The organism is Citrobacter sedlakii NBRC 105722, from assembly GCF_000759835.1.
Classification (GTDB): Bacteria; Pseudomonadota; Gammaproteobacteria; order Enterobacterales; family Enterobacteriaceae; genus Citrobacter_A; species Citrobacter_A sedlakii.
The window spans coordinates 157469-173894 of record NZ_BBNB01000009.1; the positions used below are offsets into that span (position 1 = coordinate 157469).

General features: G+C 54.9%; 15 protein-coding genes and 1 pseudogene. 11 read left to right on the top strand and 5 right to left on the bottom strand.

Annotation, left to right across the window (positions count from 1 at the left end; translation table 11 throughout):
* The 3 genes and pseudogenes from CSE01S_RS13560 to rraB form a co-directional block, all read right to left on the bottom strand.
* Positions 1–831 (bottom strand): topoisomerase II, encoded by an 831-nt coding sequence (locus CSE01S_RS13560; protein ID WP_042289393.1) that lies wholly within the window; start codon positions 829–831, stop codon positions 1–3.
* Between the two features lie 101 nt (positions 832–932).
* Positions 933–1744 (bottom strand): annotated as a pseudogene (gene miaE, locus CSE01S_RS13565) (tRNA isopentenyl-2-thiomethyl-A-37 hydroxylase MiaE).
* Positions 1745–1756: 12 nt separating this feature from the next.
* Positions 1757–2185 carry a ribonuclease E inhibitor RraB gene (gene rraB, locus CSE01S_RS13570; protein WP_042289396.1) on the bottom strand — a complete coding sequence of 143 codons (429 nt, stop codon included), beginning with the start codon at positions 2183–2185 and terminating at the stop codon, positions 1757–1759.
* 163 nt (positions 2186–2348) lie between these two features.
* Between rraB and argF (CSE01S_RS13575) the strand changes: the two genes are divergently transcribed.
* Complete coding sequence (gene argF, locus CSE01S_RS13575; RefSeq protein WP_042289398.1) at positions 2349–3353, top strand: ornithine carbamoyltransferase; 1005 nt, start codon at positions 2349–2351, stop codon at positions 3351–3353.
* A gap of 47 nt (positions 3354–3400) precedes the next feature.
* Here argF (CSE01S_RS13575) and CSE01S_RS13580 read toward each other — a convergent pair whose 3' ends face one another.
* Positions 3401–3853, bottom strand: a complete 453-nt coding sequence (locus CSE01S_RS13580) for a YhcH/YjgK/YiaL family protein (protein WP_042289403.1) — start codon at positions 3851–3853, stop codon at positions 3401–3403.
* Between the two features lie 677 nt (positions 3854–4530).
* Between CSE01S_RS13580 and arcA the strand changes: the two genes are divergently transcribed.
* The 10 genes from arcA to gbpA all read left to right on the top strand — a co-directional run bounded on the left by arcA (position 4531) and on the right by gbpA (position 13516).
* Entirely contained in the window at positions 4531–5751 is a 1221-nt protein-coding gene (gene arcA, locus CSE01S_RS13585) for an arginine deiminase (protein ID WP_042289406.1), read from the top strand.
* A 10-nt stretch (positions 5752–5761) separates the two neighbouring features.
* Entirely contained in the window at positions 5762–6688 is a 927-nt protein-coding gene (gene arcC, locus CSE01S_RS13590) for a carbamate kinase (RefSeq protein WP_042289408.1), read from the top strand.
* 123 nt (positions 6689–6811) lie between these two features.
* On the top strand, positions 6812–7816 hold the full coding sequence (gene argF, locus CSE01S_RS13595; RefSeq protein ID WP_042289411.1) for an ornithine carbamoyltransferase: 1005 nt from the start codon (positions 6812–6814) through the stop codon (positions 7814–7816).
* Positions 7817–7874: 58 nt separating this feature from the next.
* Entirely contained in the window at positions 7875–9278 is a 1404-nt protein-coding gene (locus tag CSE01S_RS13600) for a YfcC family protein (protein ID WP_042289414.1), read from the top strand.
* A 29-nt stretch (positions 9279–9307) separates the two neighbouring features.
* Positions 9308–9787, top strand: a complete 480-nt coding sequence (locus CSE01S_RS13605) for an arginine repressor (protein ID WP_042289416.1) — start codon at positions 9308–9310, stop codon at positions 9785–9787.
* A 99-nt stretch (positions 9788–9886) separates the two neighbouring features.
* The gene (gene pyrL / locus CSE01S_RS13610; RefSeq protein WP_042289418.1) at positions 9887–9988 is read left to right on the top strand and encodes a pyr operon leader peptide; all 102 of its coding nucleotides are present in this window, start codon (positions 9887–9889) and stop codon (positions 9986–9988) included.
* A 35-nt stretch (positions 9989–10023) separates the two neighbouring features.
* A complete protein-coding gene (pyrB, locus tag CSE01S_RS13615) occupies positions 10024–10959 on the top strand; it encodes an aspartate carbamoyltransferase (protein WP_042289420.1) in 936 nt (311 codons plus the stop codon).
* A 13-nt stretch (positions 10960–10972) separates the two neighbouring features.
* Positions 10973–11434, top strand: a complete 462-nt coding sequence (gene pyrI, locus CSE01S_RS13620) for an aspartate carbamoyltransferase regulatory subunit (protein ID WP_012907399.1) — start codon at positions 10973–10975, stop codon at positions 11432–11434.
* Positions 11435–11509: 75 nt separating this feature from the next.
* Entirely contained in the window at positions 11510–11896 is a 387-nt protein-coding gene (ridA, locus tag CSE01S_RS13625) for a 2-iminobutanoate/2-iminopropanoate deaminase (protein WP_000047541.1), read from the top strand.
* A gap of 168 nt (positions 11897–12064) precedes the next feature.
* Positions 12065–13516 carry an N-acetylglucosamine-binding protein GbpA gene (gene gbpA / locus CSE01S_RS13630; protein WP_042289422.1) on the top strand — a complete coding sequence of 484 codons (1452 nt, stop codon included), beginning with the start codon at positions 12065–12067 and terminating at the stop codon, positions 13514–13516.
* Between the two features lie 100 nt (positions 13517–13616).
* Here gbpA and mgtA read toward each other — a convergent pair whose 3' ends face one another.
* Positions 13617–16325 (bottom strand): magnesium-translocating P-type ATPase, encoded by a 2709-nt coding sequence (gene mgtA / locus CSE01S_RS13635; protein WP_042289424.1) that lies wholly within the window; start codon positions 16323–16325, stop codon positions 13617–13619.
* Positions 16326–16426 lie beyond the last annotated feature (101 nt).

Below are 16426 nucleotides of genomic sequence, written 5' to 3' on the forward strand. Positions count from 1 at the left end.
CTACTGCATTTCAGGTGATACCGAAAGTCGAATGACGCCAGCGGCGTTGGCTGCTGGCAACGCCAGAACTTCCGTCCACATGTCCTGCACCAGATTGCAGGCAATTTTCTCTTTGCCTATCCCTTTCTGCGGTTCCGCCATAATTTGCAAATCATCGCCATAGCGTTGCGCCAGCGTCGGCACCACGTTGCGCAGGTCCTGCAACGCCTGTTGCTTTTCGGCATCCGTCACCGTGTGTTTATTCGGCCCATAGGCTGCACGCATCATCGCCACGTCACTGTCCATCCGGCGTTTGATGATCTCGGGTGAAATCATCCGCATCGGATTAATGCCGCCCTTCACCGCCGGAAAGAGGAAACGAAAACACGCGTCATCCCCCTTTTTCTGCACAGCGGCAATCTGCTCCAGATTGATTTTCATGTAGTTAATGACGTTATCATCCGGCGCGTTTTGCAGGCGCGCCATCTGAATCTGCAATATCTGCGGTTGCACAGTATCAATTAATTGCTGCTCAGATTTTCCTTCTTTACGCATCTGAACAGCCTGATCGCGGATACGATTCCAGAGTTCAGGCTCCTGCTCTTTCAGAACCTGCATGGTCGGCAGCGTGGTCATCGCCTCATTAAACTGCTGTTCTTCGCTCTGCCCCGTCGCCGCTTTTTCGCGTGGGATCAGATAGTGAACGTCAAATAAATTCCACGCCACGATCGCCACAATAAAAATTACCGCGCCGGAGACTTTCCCGACCCACCCCTTTTTACGAAACAGGCCAATGACGATAGCGAGAATCGCGCCAACGTAGCCTGCGAGTATGACATGTGTCCAGTTCATCGGTATTCCTTGCCTGCGCGTGAGGGATCCGCGCGTAAAAGAGAGCCATTTTTCACGTCTTTCGTTGTGATGTCACCTTACGCCAGACAGAACTACCGAAATTAAGAGGCGACGGGAACACCGCTATGGAAGCGAAACACGCAGTCCGGCGAAGCGATCAACGCCGCTTCCACTTCTCCGAAATAGCGCACGCGGGGCGAAATGTCCTCTTGTGACACCTGTTGCGCCAGCGCCAGATAGTCCTGATAGTGCCGCGCTTCGGAACGCAAAGCGAAAGATAGAACGTCTGCAGAGCGTCGTCCAGGTACGGAGCCAGCGCAGCGAAACGTTCGCAGGAGCGTGCCTCAATGTAAGCGCCGCAAATCAGCTTATCGATAAGCGTAAGCGGTTCATGCGTGCGCACTTCTTTCAGCATCCCTTTGGCGTAACGGCTGGCGGTGATTTTCACATAGGGAATATTGCGCGCCTGCATCGCTTCCCGCACCTGCCAGAAATGATGCAGCTCTTCTTTTATCAGCAGTACCATGCTGTCGATCAACCGCTGTCCCCACGGATCGTCGGTTTTCGGCATCACGCTTTTACCAATGTGTTTATTCAGCGCGACGAAATCCGGTTCCGGCCCGTCGCGGAAGGCAAACGCTTCATAAGGCTGAAGCCAGGCGAGCAGCGCTTGCGCCCCCTGTTTATCCGCGACGTACTTACGCACCAGCAGCATCGCCGTTTGCGCTGCTTTCAGCTCGCAGAGCAGATGGTCGGTCAGTAACAGAGGAAGATGTTGCGGGAGGCGCGCCTGGTCAATCCACGCCTGAGGCGTTGGGCAGTGCAGGAAGCGCAGAATCGGAGCGAGTATTTGCGGGTAATCCATGTGTAACCTGTCAAAACAGTGCGGCAACCAGCGTTGCCGCACGTTCAGCGCATTGTGCGATTAGTGACGCACGCCGTCGTCATCTTCATCGACGAAATCGTCGTCGTCGCCTTCACCTTCACCTTCTTCGCCGTTCGGATCTTCAAAGTAGGTGCCCCAGCCGTCGTATTCAACATCATATTTTTCCGCCAGGGTCATCAGTTGTTCAACCTGCGCATCAATCAGTTCGGCATTCAGCGCGCATTCACTGAGGATATCGCAGCAGATCACCGTGTCGCCTTCTTCTACTTCCAGTTCTTCCGGCTCAGTCACTTCATAGCCGAGTTTAAACGCTTCTACCGCCGCTTTTTCCAGGGTTTCGAAGTCGTCTGCGGAAAGGTGATGCTCGATGGTGTACAGCGCGTCCGGGTCGCTGCCATCTTCCAGTAATTCTTCAATAATCAGGCGCGTCTCTTCACGCTGTTCTTCCAGTAGTTCCGGGTTTGCCATAGCTCGTTCCTCATAATGTCCTGCCGATACTCTTATTGTCACACACCGCCGTCATTGCCTCCACCTTTCCAGGAAAGATTTGTTAAACGGGGTTGCAATTGCATAATCATCCATATAAATTGAATTTTAATTCAATAAGTGGCTTATGCCTCAGGAGGGATCTATGTCAGGTTTTTATCAGAAGCATTTTTTGAAGTTACTCGATTTTACCTCTGCTGAACTTACCGCGCTGCTGCAACTCGCAGCCTCCCTGAAAGCTGCCAGGAAAAACGGCACAGAAGAACAGAAACTGACGGGCAAAAATATCGCGCTCATCTTCGAAAAAGACTCGACCCGTACACGATGCTCTTTCGAAGTTGCCGCATATGACCAGGGCGCGCGCGTGACCTATCTCGGCCCCAGCGGCAGTCAAATTGGCCACAAAGAGTCGATGAAAGACACCGCCCGCGTGCTCGGGCGAATGTATGACGGCATTCAGTACCGCGGCTACGGCCAGGAACTGGTCGAAACGCTGGCGGCCTACGCTGGCGTTCCGGTGTGGAATGGCCTGACCGATGAATTTCACCCGACCCAATTGCTGGCTGACCTGCTGACCATGCAGGAGCATCTGCCGGGCAAAGCGTTTAACGAAATGACGCTGGCGTATGCGGGCGATGCGCGCAACAACATGGGCAACTCGATGCTTGAAGCCGCCGCCTTAACCGGGCTGGATCTGCGTCTGGTCGCGCCTGAGTCCTGCTGGCCGGAGGCTGCGCTGGTGGCAGAATGCCAGGCGATGGCGAAGAAAAACGGCGGGAATATCACTCTTACCGCAGACGTTGCCGCAGGCGTCAAGGGCGCGGACTTTATCTATACCGACGTCTGGGTATCGATGGGCGAACCAAAAGAAAAGTGGGCGGAGCGTATCTCGCTGTTGCGCGGCTATCAGGTCAACAGCCAGATGATGGCGCTTACGGGCAATCCGCAGGTGAAGTTTCTGCACTGCCTGCCCGCATTCCACGACGACCAGACCACGCTGGGCAAGAAAATGGCCGCAGAGTACGGGCTGCATGGCGGCATGGAAGTGACCGACGAGGTGTTTGAGTCTCCGGCCAGCATTGTGTTCGATCAGGCCGAAAACCGGATGCACACCATCAAAGCGGTAATGGTCGCGACGTTATCGCAATAATCCGTTGCCGGAGACCGGGCGTGCAATCGCCGCCCGGCCCTGGCGTATTACGCTACCAGCAGCTTAACCACCGCTTTACGCACCTGCGCCGGTGCGCCGACGGCGCACAGCGGCTTGTGGACTTCTCCTGGATAAAAGACGACAAAGTCGCCTTCATTGAGGATCACTGTCTTTTCCTGCTCACCTTCCGGTAAGAAGGCGATATCTTTTTCCGCCAGCCAGTCCGTTTCCGGCGTTCCGGCTGGCAACGTGCTGAAGGTCATCCCTTCCTGCCCTTTTAAAACGATCTGGATATCCAGATAGCGCGCATGATACTCAGCCCGACGCTTTTCAAACGGCTCGGTCATGTCTTCCGATATCAAGTAAAACAGTCGGTTACCGTCAATATCGTGCTTACCCTTTTCTGTTGTTTCAGAGACATGGGCTTTTATGTGCTCAATGGCTTCGCGCAACTCCTGAGGAAGCCAGGATTGCAGATGGTGAATATTGCCGACGATCATCTCATACCTCACAATTAAAACAGCGTTTCATTTTAAATTGTTATACGAGAATTTTTAGCGGAGCACCACCCCCGTCTGACGAAGTTTTGCGTCAGCGCATGTTTATCGGCGGACTTGTTGATGGACTGTTAACAGCTAATTGTAATTTATGCGCTTTTTCTGCATAACTGGTAAACCAGCGTTTTCTTAACGCTGCCTAACCTGCTGTTATTAAATTCTTTACAGGAAAAATCAGCAGCCGATCACACTTCATTTTCCCTGCATTAACGAGCAACATTCTCATAATTATCGCATAGTTTAATTTTAGTCCTAAATAATATAATTAGCATTACGCATACTTATGCAGTAAATTGTTAGCATCCCTTACAAATCAATCGGTTAGCGGAGATAATTTATATATCGCCCCCAACAAATAATTAACACTGCCGCATAAGCCGCCGCATAATTGCGTAGTAATTCAATTTAGATCTTATTGTTTTTGTTATTTCTCAGACCCCCGTCATATATTAATTAAGAAAATACACATATCCCCACTGATGTGAATCCCATCACACAACCCCTCTGAAATTAATTTAATGATGCTTTACGAAAATTATCTGCACTGTCCTGACTGCGAATAGCCTGATTATTTGCAGCCATCACCTTTTTATTCCTGAAACAGAGTGGAAGGTATCGTAATGGAAAAACATTATGTCGGTTCTGAAATCGGTCAACTGCGCAGCGTAATGCTGCATCGCCCAAATCTCAGCCTGAAACGCCTCACGCCATCTAACTGTCAGGCGCTGTTATTTGATGACGTGCTGTCGGTTGAACGTGCGGGTGAGGAGCATGACATTTTTGCCAACACCCTGCGTCAACAGGGCATCGAAGTGTTGTTACTGACTGATTTATTAACACAAACCCTGGATATCGCTGACGCCAGGCGCTGGCTACTGGAGACGCAAATTTCCGATTACCGACTCGGCCCAACCTTTGCCGCCGACATTCGCGCGTGGCTGGCGGATATGCCGCACCGGGAACTGGCGCGGCATTTAAGCGGCGGACTTACGTACGGTGAAATTCCGGCATCCATTAAAAATATCGTGGTGGATACTCACGATATTAATGACTTTATTATGAAGCCACTACCTAACCACTTATTTACTCGCGACACTTCATGCTGGATATATAACGGCGTTTCGATTAATCCGATGGCGAAACCCGCCCGTCAGCGTGAAACCAATAATTTGCGTGCGATATATCGCTGGCACCCACAATTTGCCGACGGCGAATTTATTAAATATTTCGGCGACGAAAACATTAATTACGACCACGCGACGCTTGAAGGCGGAGATGTACTGGTGATTGGACGCGGCGCGGTATTAATCGGTATGTCCGAACGTACCACGCCGCAGGGCATTGAATTTCTGGCTCAGGCGCTGTTTACCCATCGTCAGGCCGAACGGGTGATTGCCGTTGAGTTGCCCAAACACCGCTCCTGTATGCATCTCGACACGGTGATGACCCATATCGATATCGACACGTTTTCCGTGTACCCGGAAGTGGTGCGTCAGGACGTCAAGTGCTGGACCCTGACCCCGGACGGGCGCGGCGGGCTGAAGCGTACCGAGGAGCGCACGCTGCTGAACGCCATTGAAAAAGCGCTCGGCATCGATCAGGTCCGCTTAATCACCACCGGCGGCGACGCCTTTGAGGCCGAGCGCGAACAGTGGAACGACGCCAATAACGTCCTCACCCTGCGCCCCGGCGTTGTGGTGGGCTACGAGCGCAATATCTGGACCAACGAGAAATACGACAAAGCGGGGATCACCGTACTGCCAATCCCCGGCGACGAACTGGGACGCGGGCGCGGCGGCGCACGCTGCATGAGCTGCCCACTGGAACGCGACGGCATTTAAGGAATCGACCATGACACAGAAACCGACTCTGGTTGTCGCGCTGGGCGGCAACGCGCTGCTTAAGCGCGGCGAACCGCTGGAAGCGGATATTCAGCGCAAAAACATCGAACTGGCGGCCAGCACCATCGCGCAGCTCACCCGGCAGTGGCGGGTGGTGCTGGTGCATGGCAACGGCCCGCAGGTTGGTCTGCTGGCGTTACAGAACAGCGCCTATGACCGCGTTACCCCCTATCCTCTCGACATCCTCGGCGCCGAAAGCCAGGGGATGATCGGCTACATGCTGCAACAGGCGCTGAAAAATCAGTTACCACAGCGGGAAATCAGCGTCCTGCTGACCCAGGTGGAAGTGGACGAGCACGATCCGGCGTTTCGCAACCCGACTAAATACATCGGTCCGGTGTATGACGCGGCGCAGGCTGATGCGCTGGAGGCGGAAAAAGGCTGGGTATTCAAAGCCGACGGCAACGCATTCCGCCGCGTGGTGCCTTCACCACAGCCCAGACGCATTGTGGAAAGCGATGCGATTCAGGCGCTGATTGCCCGCGATCATCTGGTGATCTGCAACGGTGGCGGCGGCGTGCCGGTCATTGAAAAAGTGGACGGTTACCACGGCATTGAAGCGGTGATCGACAAAGATCTCTCCGCCGCCCTGCTCGCCAGCCAGATCTGCGCCGACGCGCTGCTGATCCTGACCGACGCCGACGCCGTGTATCTCGACTGGGGTAAACCCACGCAGCGTCCGCTGGCGCAGGTGACTCCGGAATTGCTTAGCGAGATGCAGTTTGACGCGGGGTCGATGGGGCCGAAAGTCACCGCCTGCGCAGAGTTTGTCAGCCGCTGCCATGGCATTGCCGGGATTGGTTCGCTGACCGATGGCCCGGCGATCCTCGCTGGCGATAAAGGCACGTTAATCCGACGCGAAACTGCCGACGCGTAATCCCTTTTATTTCATTCATCTCTTTGTCGACCGGATAACGCAACGCCGTCATCCGGCAACGAAACGCTGACATCGTCTGACGGCGCGGCGCTTGTCAGGCCTACATGATTTAAGGACAGATACATGGCTATTTCACTGAAAAAACGTAATTTTCTGAAACTTCTGGACTTTACTCCGGCGGAAATTCAGTCGCTGATCGATCTGGCAATCGAACTGAAAGCGGCCAAAAAAGCCGGGCGTGAGGTGCAAAAACTGAGCGGTAAAAACATCGCGCTGATTTTTGAAAAAACCTCCACCCGCACCCGCTGTGCCTTTGAGGTTGCAGCCTTCGACCAGGGCGCGCAGGTGACCTATCTCGGTCCGAGCGGATCGCAAATTGGTCATAAAGAGTCGATGAAAGACACCGCCCGGGTACTGGGACGGATGTATGACGGCATTGAATATCGCGGCTTCGGTCAGCAAATCGTCGAGGAGTTAGGGCAATACGCCGGTGTACCGGTATGGAACGGCCTGACCGACGCGTTTCATCCCACACAGATCCTCGCGGATCTGATGACCATGCTGGAGCATGCGCCAGGAAAAACGCTGCCGGAACTGCGCTTTGCCTATCTGGGCGATGCGCGCAACAACATGGGCAATTCGCTGATGGTCGGCGCGGCGAAAATGGGTATGGACATCCGGCTGGTGGCGCCGAAATCATTCTGGCCCGACGAGGCGCTGGTCGCCGAATGCCGCGCTATCGCCAGCACCACTGGCGCGCGCATCACCCTGACAGAGGATGTGGAAGCAGGCGTCTATGACGTCGATTTCCTCTATACCGACGTCTGGGTGTCAATGGGCGAACCAAAAGAAGCGTGGGCGGAACGCGTCAGTCTGATGACCCCTTACCAGGTGAATCAGCAGGTGATTAACGCGACCGGCAACCCAAACGTCAAGTTCATGCACTGCCTGCCCGCCTTTCATAACGAGCACACCAAAGTAGGACGCGAAATCGAAGCGGCTTACGGTCTGAAGGGGCTGGAAGTGACCGACGAGGTGTTTGAGTCCGACCACGCCATCGTGTTCGACGAAGCGGAAAACCGCATGCACACCATCAAAGCGGTGATGGTAGCGACCCTCGGCGACTAACCCTTGCGGGCAGCGGTCGCTACGACGGCGGCTGCCCGTGATATCCGGAGAGAAAATCATGGGTAAATTCAAATTTCCCACCGCGTACACCATCCTGTTTATTCTTATCGCGCTGGTCGCCGTCATGACCTGGATTGTCCCGGCGGGCAAATACCAGATGGCGATGAACGCCACGCTTGGCAAAGAGGTTCCGGTGGCGGGAACCTATGCTCCCACCGAGGCGCATCCGCAGGGCATTACCGCTGTGCTGCTGGCGCCCATTGACGGTTTGTACAATCACGAAACCTACACCGCAGGCGCAATTGACGTGGCGCTGTTTGTTCTGATCATCGGCGGCTTCCTCGGCGTGGTGAACAAAACCGGCGCTATCGACGCGGGCATTGAGCGGGTGACGGTCAGACTTAACGGCAAAGAGGAATGGATGATCCCCATCCTGATGGCGCTGTTTGCCGCGGGAGGCACGATTTACGGGATGGCGGAAGAGTCGCTCCCTTTCTACACGCTGCTGGTACCGGTGATGATGGCGGCGCGTTTTGATCCGCTGGTTGCCGCCGCTACCGTGTTGCTCGGCGCAGGCATCGGCACGTTGGGCTCGACCATTAACCCGTTCGCCACGGTCATTGCCGCCAACGCCGCCGGGATCCCGTTCACCCAGGGAATGCTGCTGCGCGTCATTCTGCTGCTCGTCGGCTATCTCATCTGCGTGGTCTGGGTTATGCGTTACGCGCGTAAGGTACGCAGCAACCCTGAACTGTCGATCGTGGCGGATAAAATGGCGGAAAACCGCGCCCACTTCCTCGGCAACCGTTCCGATACCCTGCTGGCCTTCACCGCCACCCGCAAATGGATTCTGCTGATCTTCGCCGCCTCTTTCGCCATTATGATCTACGGCGTGGCGGTTCGCGGCTGGTGGATGGCCGAAATCTCTGGCGTCTTTCTGGCGGCGGCGATCGTGGTGGGCGTAATCGCCCGCATGGGAGAAGAAGCGTTTACCAGCACCTTTATCGACGGCGCGCGCGATCTGCTCGGCGTGGCGTTGATTATCGGCATCGCGCGCGGCATTGTGGTCGTCATGGATAACGGCATGATTACTCATACCATTTTGCACAGCGCCGAGAATCTGGTCTCCGGTCTATCCACCACGATTTTCATCAACGTCACCTACTGGCTGGAAGTTCTGCTCTCCTTCCTGGTCCCTTCATCATCCGGACTGGCGGTACTGACGATGCCGATCATGGCTCCGCTGGCCGATTTTGCCCATGTGCAGCGGGATCTGGTTGTTACGGCGTACCAGTCGGCGTCGGGGATCGTCAACCTGATCACCCCGACCTCGGCAGTGGTGATGGGCGGCCTGGCGATCGCCCGCGTTCCCTACGTGCGGTATCTGAAATGGGTTGCGCCGCTGTTGCTGATCCTGACGGTGCTCAACATGGCCGTACTGAGCGTGGGCGCCATGCTGTAGCGTTCGAATAATAAAGATAAGGTGCATTTATGAAGGATTACGATGATTACTCCGCCAAAGAGCAGCAGCAACTGGCGGTCTGTCAGCGCCTGATTACCGAAAAAAGTTACCTGTCGCAGGAGGAGATACGCCGCGACCTGCAGGACCATGGGTTTGAAAGCATCAGTCAGTCGACGGTGTCGCGCCTGCTGAAAATGCTTGGCGTCATAAAAATACGAAATACAAAGGGTCAAAAAATTTATTCCGTGAATCCGCAACTGCGCCCTGCGCCGGATGCCGCCCGTTCGATTGCTGAAATGGTGGTCAGCGTGGAGCACAACAGCGAATTTATCCTTATCCATACCGTTGCCGGATATGGCCGCGCGGTCGCCAGAATCCTCGATTACCACGCCCTGCCGGAGATCCTCGGGGTTATCGCTGGCAGCAGTATTGTCTGGGTGGCCCCCCGGGTCGTGCAGCGCACCGGCCTTGTCCACAAGCAGATTAATTACTTACTCAAGATGAATTAGTATTCATTAAAACCGTTTGCTTTGAATAAAATGAGCATTTTTTTGCTTGATCCGTAAACGGAGCTGAGTATAATCGCGGACAATTTGCCGGGAGGAAGCATGGTTCAGTGTGTACGACATTCTGTCTTACCGCGTCTGAAAACAGACGCTGGCCTGCCGTTTTTCTTTCCGTTGCTCACCTATTCACAGCCCCTCAATTGAGGGGCTTTTTTTTGCCCAGGCGTCAGGAGATAAACATGGCTAATCCGCTGTATCAAAAACACATCATTTCCATAAACGACCTCAGCCGCGATGACCTCAATCTGGTGCTGGCGACGGCAGCAAAATTAAAAGCGAATCCACAGCCGGAGCTGCTAAAGCATAAGGTCATTGCCAGCTGTTTCTTCGAGGCTTCCACGCGTACCCGCCTGTCGTTTGAAACGTCGATGCACCGCCTGGGCGCAAGTGTGGTGGGCTTTTCCGACAGCGCGAACACGTCGCTGGGTAAAAAAGGCGAGACGCTGGCAGACACCATTTCGGTGATCAGCACCTATGTGGACGCTATCGTGATGCGCCATCCGCAGGAAGGCGCCGCGCGTCTGGCGACCGAGTTTTCCGGCCAGGTGCCGGTACTGAACGCTGGCGACGGTTCAAACCAACATCCGACCCAAACGCTGCTGGATCTGTTTACCATCCAGGAAACCCAGGGTCGTCTGGATAACCTACACGTCGCGATGGTCGGCGACCTGAAATATGGCCGTACCGTCCACTCGCTGACCCAGGCGCTGGCGAAGTTCGACGGCAACCGTTTCTACTTTATCGCCCCGGACGCGCTGGCGATGCCGCAGTACATTCTCGATATGCTCGACGAAAAGGGCATCGCCTGGAGCCTGCACGCCTCGATTGAGGAAGTCATGGCGGAGGTGGACATTCTGTACATGACCCGCGTACAGAAAGAGCGTCTCGACCCGTCGGAATACGCCAACGTGAAAGCGCAGTTTGTTCTGCGCGCCAGCGATCTGGCGGGCGCGCGTGAAAACATGAAGGTGCTGCATCCGCTGCCGCGCATTGATGAAATCGCCACCGACGTCGATAAAACCCCGCACGCCTGGTACTTCCAGCAGGCGGGTAACGGTATTTTTGCCCGCCAGGCGTTACTGGCATTGGTTCTGACCCGCGATCTGGCACTGTAAGGGAGAATAAACGATGACACACGACAATAAATTACAGGTTGAAGCGATCAAATGCGGCACCGTGATCGATCATATTCCCGCCCAGGTAGGCTTTAAGCTGCTGACCCTGTTCAAGCTGACCGAAACCGACCAGCGCATCACCATCGGCCTCAACCTCCCTTCCGGCGAAATGGGCCGCAAAGATCTGATCAAAATTGAGAACACCTTCCTGACCGCTGAGCAGGTTAACCAGCTGTCACTGTATGCGCCGCAGGCCACCGTGAACCGGATCGACAATTACGAGGTAGTAGGAAAATCGCGTCCAAGCCTGCCGGATCGCATTGAAAGCGTTCTGGTTTGCCCGAACAGCAACTGCATCAGCCATGCGGAGCCGGTTTCCTCCAGCTTTGCAGTGAAAAAGCGCGCGGATGACATTGCGCTCAAATGCAAATACTGCGAAAAAGAGTTTTCTCATTATGTGGTGCTGGCCAACTAATTGGGGTTGGTTATAAATTCCCGGCTCCTTATAATTGTCGGGAACTTTCTTTTACCGCTGTATTCAGGAGAAATCATGAGCAAAACTATCGCGACGGAAAATGCACCTGCGGCTATCGGTCCTTATGTTCAGGGCGTAGATCTGGGCAGCATGATCATCACTTCCGGTCAGATCCCGGTTGATCCAAAAACCGGCAGCGTACCGGAAGACGTGTCCGCTCAGGCGCGTCAGTCGCTGGAAAACGTTAAAGCCATCGTCGAAGCGGCTGGCCTGAAAGTGGGCGACATCGTGAAAACCACCGTGTTTGTCAAAGATCTGAACGACTTCGCGACCGTGAACGCCACCTACGAAGCGTTCTTCACCGAGCACAACGCCACCTTCCCGGCGCGCTCCTGCGTGGAAGTGGCGCGTCTGCCGAAAGACGTAAAAATCGAAATCGAAGCGATTGCCGTTCGTCGCTAACTATTCCGGTTATCTCTTTTTAAGGCAGCACACGCTGCCTTATGTTTTTAAAAATAAAATAGGTTTTTATTTTGACCTTTTTTATCCTCGCTATTTCATGACATCACCGTCGGTCCATTAATACACTTCCTGCCGCACTCGTTGTTTTAATACACTAATGGACTAATAATGAAACTTTCCAAAATCGCGCTGGCGGTAGCAACATTGACCGTTGCTTCTTCAGCGTTAGCACACGGTTATATTGAATCCCCTGCCAGCCGCGCATATATGTGCAAGCTGGGACAAAACGTCGATTGTGGTTCCGTTCAATACGAACCGCAGAGCGTAGAAAAAACCTCCGGCTTCCCGACTGGCGCGATGCCGCCAGACGGACAGCTCGCCAGCGCCGGTATTTCTCAGTATTCTCAACTGGATCGCCAGAGCCTGAACGCCTGGACCAAAAGCCCAATGACAGCAGGTCCACACCAGTTTGTATGGCACCATACTGCGCCGCATAAAACCACGAACTGGCGTTATTACATCACCAAACAAAACTGGGATCCAAATAAGCCGCTGACCCGCGATCAATTTGATTTAACGCCGTTCTGTACCATTAATGGAAATGGCCAGGCGCCGGCGGTCACGCAGTCAATGAACTGTAATGTTCCTGAACGTACCGGTTATCAGGTTATTTACGGCGTGTGGGAAATTGCAGATACGACAAATAGCTTCTATCAGGCCATTGACGTGGATTTCGGTAACAGCGGCAACGTGACTCCGGATGAAACTCCGGGCGTGGTTTCCGAATGGAGCAAAACTCTCAGCGGTCAGATTGCCGGTAATAACCTGAACGCAGGCGATAAAGTCATTGCCCGCTTCTTTGACGCCAATGGTGAAGTAACCTCAATGCGCACTGAAATGACCATTGCCTCCGCTGCTCAGGGCGATGCGAACCAGTGGGCCTTCGATATGGCGCAATTGATCAACAGCACCCACAGCGATGTGCGCGTAGGCGTGAAAGACGAAGGGGGTGAGATCGGCCCGGTACATGGCGCGAATAGCGTGTTCGTAAGAGAAGGCAGCGCGCTGCAGTCTGTCGCTATCTCTTATGAAGAGCAAAAAGCGCAAGTGAACGAAACCATCGCCGTTACCGATCTGCAGTACAGCAAGATTGCGCACGGCAATGCCACCGTGACTTTCCACGTGAATACGCACGGCGATGTGAATTTTGAAGCCCACGTGATGAATCATCACGGCGCGGAAAAAGGCTATCTGAAGCAGGACATGAACAACGCCAACCAGGACGTCACCATGACCCTGACTGACGTGACTGCTGGTCACCATATGCTGAAATACTATGCGACCAACAAAGACGGCACGCTGTTTGCTCAGGACGTGTTGAACCTGATGCTGGAAAGCGACGCGGCGACCGACAACGCCGGTCACCACGACTTTACCTTCCCGGACAGTATCGCGTCTTACAAAGCCGGTACCGTGGTGCTGCAACCGAAAGACGGTAAGACCTACGAATGTAAGCCTTTCCCGTACAGCGGCTACTGCGTCCAGTACGCTCCAGGCGCTAACCAGTTTGAGCCAGGCGTTGGCGCACACTGGAAAGAAGCGTGGGTGCTGAAGCACTAAGCCGACTGCCGGACGGGGTCATGCTCGTCCGGCTTTTTACCGCAGACACCGGAGGGCGGTTTCGCTTTGCCCGACCGGCTCATAAGCGACCCACTGCGCATTACTGCCAACCGTAGCGGCGACTATAGAAGCCTTTCACCAACTGCGTTAACGTCATATAGCCTACCAGAATACCGACCAGCCACGGGAAGTAGCTCAGCGGCAGCGCCTGCAATTGCAGATACCCGGCCAGCGGCGAGAACGGCAGCGCAATGCCCACCATCATCACCACCAGCGTCATCAACAGCAGCGGCCACGCGGCGCGACTCTGAATGAACGGCACGCGGCGGGTACGAATCATATGCACAATCAGCGTTTGCGACAGTAGCCCCACCACAAACCAGCCGGACTGGAACAAGGTTTGCGCCTCCGGCACGTTCGCGTGGAAGACCCACCACATCACGCAGAACGTGATAATGTCGAAGATCGAGCTAATCGGACCAAAGAAGATCATAAAACGCCCCAGATCTGTCGGATTCCAGCGCTGCGGCTTCTGGATCTGCTCATCGTCCACGTTATCAAACGGGATCGCCACCTGCGATACATCGTACAGCAGATTCTGAATCAGTAAGTGTAGCGGCAGCATGGGCAGGAACGGTAAAAAGGCGCTCGCCACCAGCACGCTGAAGACGTTACCGAAGTTGGAGCTGGCGGTCATCTTAATGTACTTCAGCATATTCGAGAAAGTGCGACGACCTTCGATCACCCCTTCTTCCAGCACCATCAGGCTCTTTTCCAGCAGGATAATGTCGGCGGCTTCCCGGGCAATGTCCACGGCGCCATCGACGGAAATACCGATATCCGCCGCACGCAACGCCGGAGCGTCATTAATACCGTCGCCCATAAAGCCCACGACATGCCCTTCGCGCTTAAGCAGTGTGACAATGCGTTCTTTATGCATCGGCGTCAGACGGGCAAACAGCGTGGTACGCTGCGCCAGCGTCGCCAGCTCGTCGTCGCTCAGGCTTTCGATATCGCTGCCAACAACCACTTCACCCGCGTACAGTCCGACGTCATGGCACACTTTTGCCGCGACCAACTCGCTGTCGCCGGTCAGAATTTTCACCGTGATACCGCTGGCCTTCAGCGCCTTTAACGCAGGCGCCGTCGTCTCTTTCGGCGGATCGAGGAAGGCGATGTACCCTTCAAGGATCAGATCGGATTCGTCGATACGCTGGTAATCGCCTTCTCGCGCAGGCAGATAGCGGGTAGCCACCGCCACCACGCGCAGCCCCTGACGATTCAGGGTATCGGTGACGCGCTTCACGCGGCGCAGCATGTTGTCATCCAGCGGCACGATTTCTCCGTTATGGCGCACATGCGTGCTGACGTTGAGGATTTCCTGCAGCGCGCCTTTGCACACCAGCTGATGCACCTCCGCATGTTCAGCGACCACCACCGACATGCGGCGACGTTCGAAATCAAACGGGATCTCATCAATTTTCTGCCAGCGGGTCGCAAGTTCGCGCGCGGAGGCTTCATCCACGCCCTCCAGCACGGCGGTATCAAGCAGATTTTTCAACCCCGTCTGATAATGGCTGTTCAGCCATGCCGCGTGCAGAACGCGATCGCTGGGTTTGCCGGAAATGTCAGTGTGGTTTTCCAGAACAATTTTGTCCTGGGTCAGCGTACCGGTTTTGTCGGTGCAAAGAATATCCATCGCGCCAAAGTTCTGAATGGCGTCGAGATGCTTCACAATCACCTTTTGCTTCGACAGTTTCACCGCGCCGCGCGCCAGTGTGGAAGTGACGATCATCGGCAGCATTTCCGGCGTCAGTCCGACGGCCACCGAGAGCGCGAACAGCGCCGCTTCCCACCAGTCGCCTTTGGTATAGCCGTTGATCACCAGCACGATGGGCGCCATCACCAGCATAAAGCGAATCAACAACATACTGACGCGGCTGATGCCTTTCTGAAAGGCGTTCTGTTCGCTTTCCTGTTCGCTGACGCGGCCTGCCAGTTGCCCAAACCAGGTGTTGGCTCCCGTGGCAATCACAAGGGCCTGCGCCGTACCGCTCACGACGTTGGTCCCCATAAAGCACAGGGTATCGCACTCAAGCGGGTTGTTATGCGCCGGCTCGCGGGTGTTAGCCACTTTTTCCACCGGCAGCGACTCGCCGGTTAACGACGCCTGGGCGACAAACAGATCGCGCGCCTGAAGCACCCGCAGATCAGCCGGGATCATGTCTCCCGCCGCCAGTTTTACGATATCGCCAGGTACCAGTTGATCAATCGGGACGTCGATCCAGCCGTTCTCGCCTTTTTCATTGATCACCCGCAACACCGTCGCGGTATTGCTGACCATCGCTTTTAGCGCATCCGCCGCTTTGGTCGAGCGTGCTTCCTGAACGAAATTCAGCAGCGTGGAGATCGCCACCATCAGCGCGATCACTCCCGCCGCAAACAGATCCTCCGTGGCGTAAGAGATGGCCCCCAGAATGGTTAACAGAATATTAAATGGATTGCGGTAGCAGACCCACAGATGTACCCACCACGGCGATGGCTGCTGGGCGGGTAACTGATTGTCGCCGTGCTTTTCACGCGCCGCATCCACTTCCGTCGGCGTCAACCCTTCCGGGTGGGCGCCGAAAGTTTTCCACAACGTCGCGTCATCCATGACGGCCACTTTCAGGCAGTGTTCGCTGAGTGATGACGGGATCGGCGTACTGGCAAGCGTCTGCGCGTTCGGTAACGGATCGCGATGCACCAGGCGATCGGGCAAATGGCGGCTGAGCCGGGCAAAAAGCTGGCGAGTGATATTTTTAAACATAGGCAGTCCCTCCGCGCCAAAAACAGAAAGGCGCAGAAAAAGCGTTCAGGCGTGGCAAAGCCTTACCTGACAGGCAATTTATTTTCTTAACAGGGACGTTA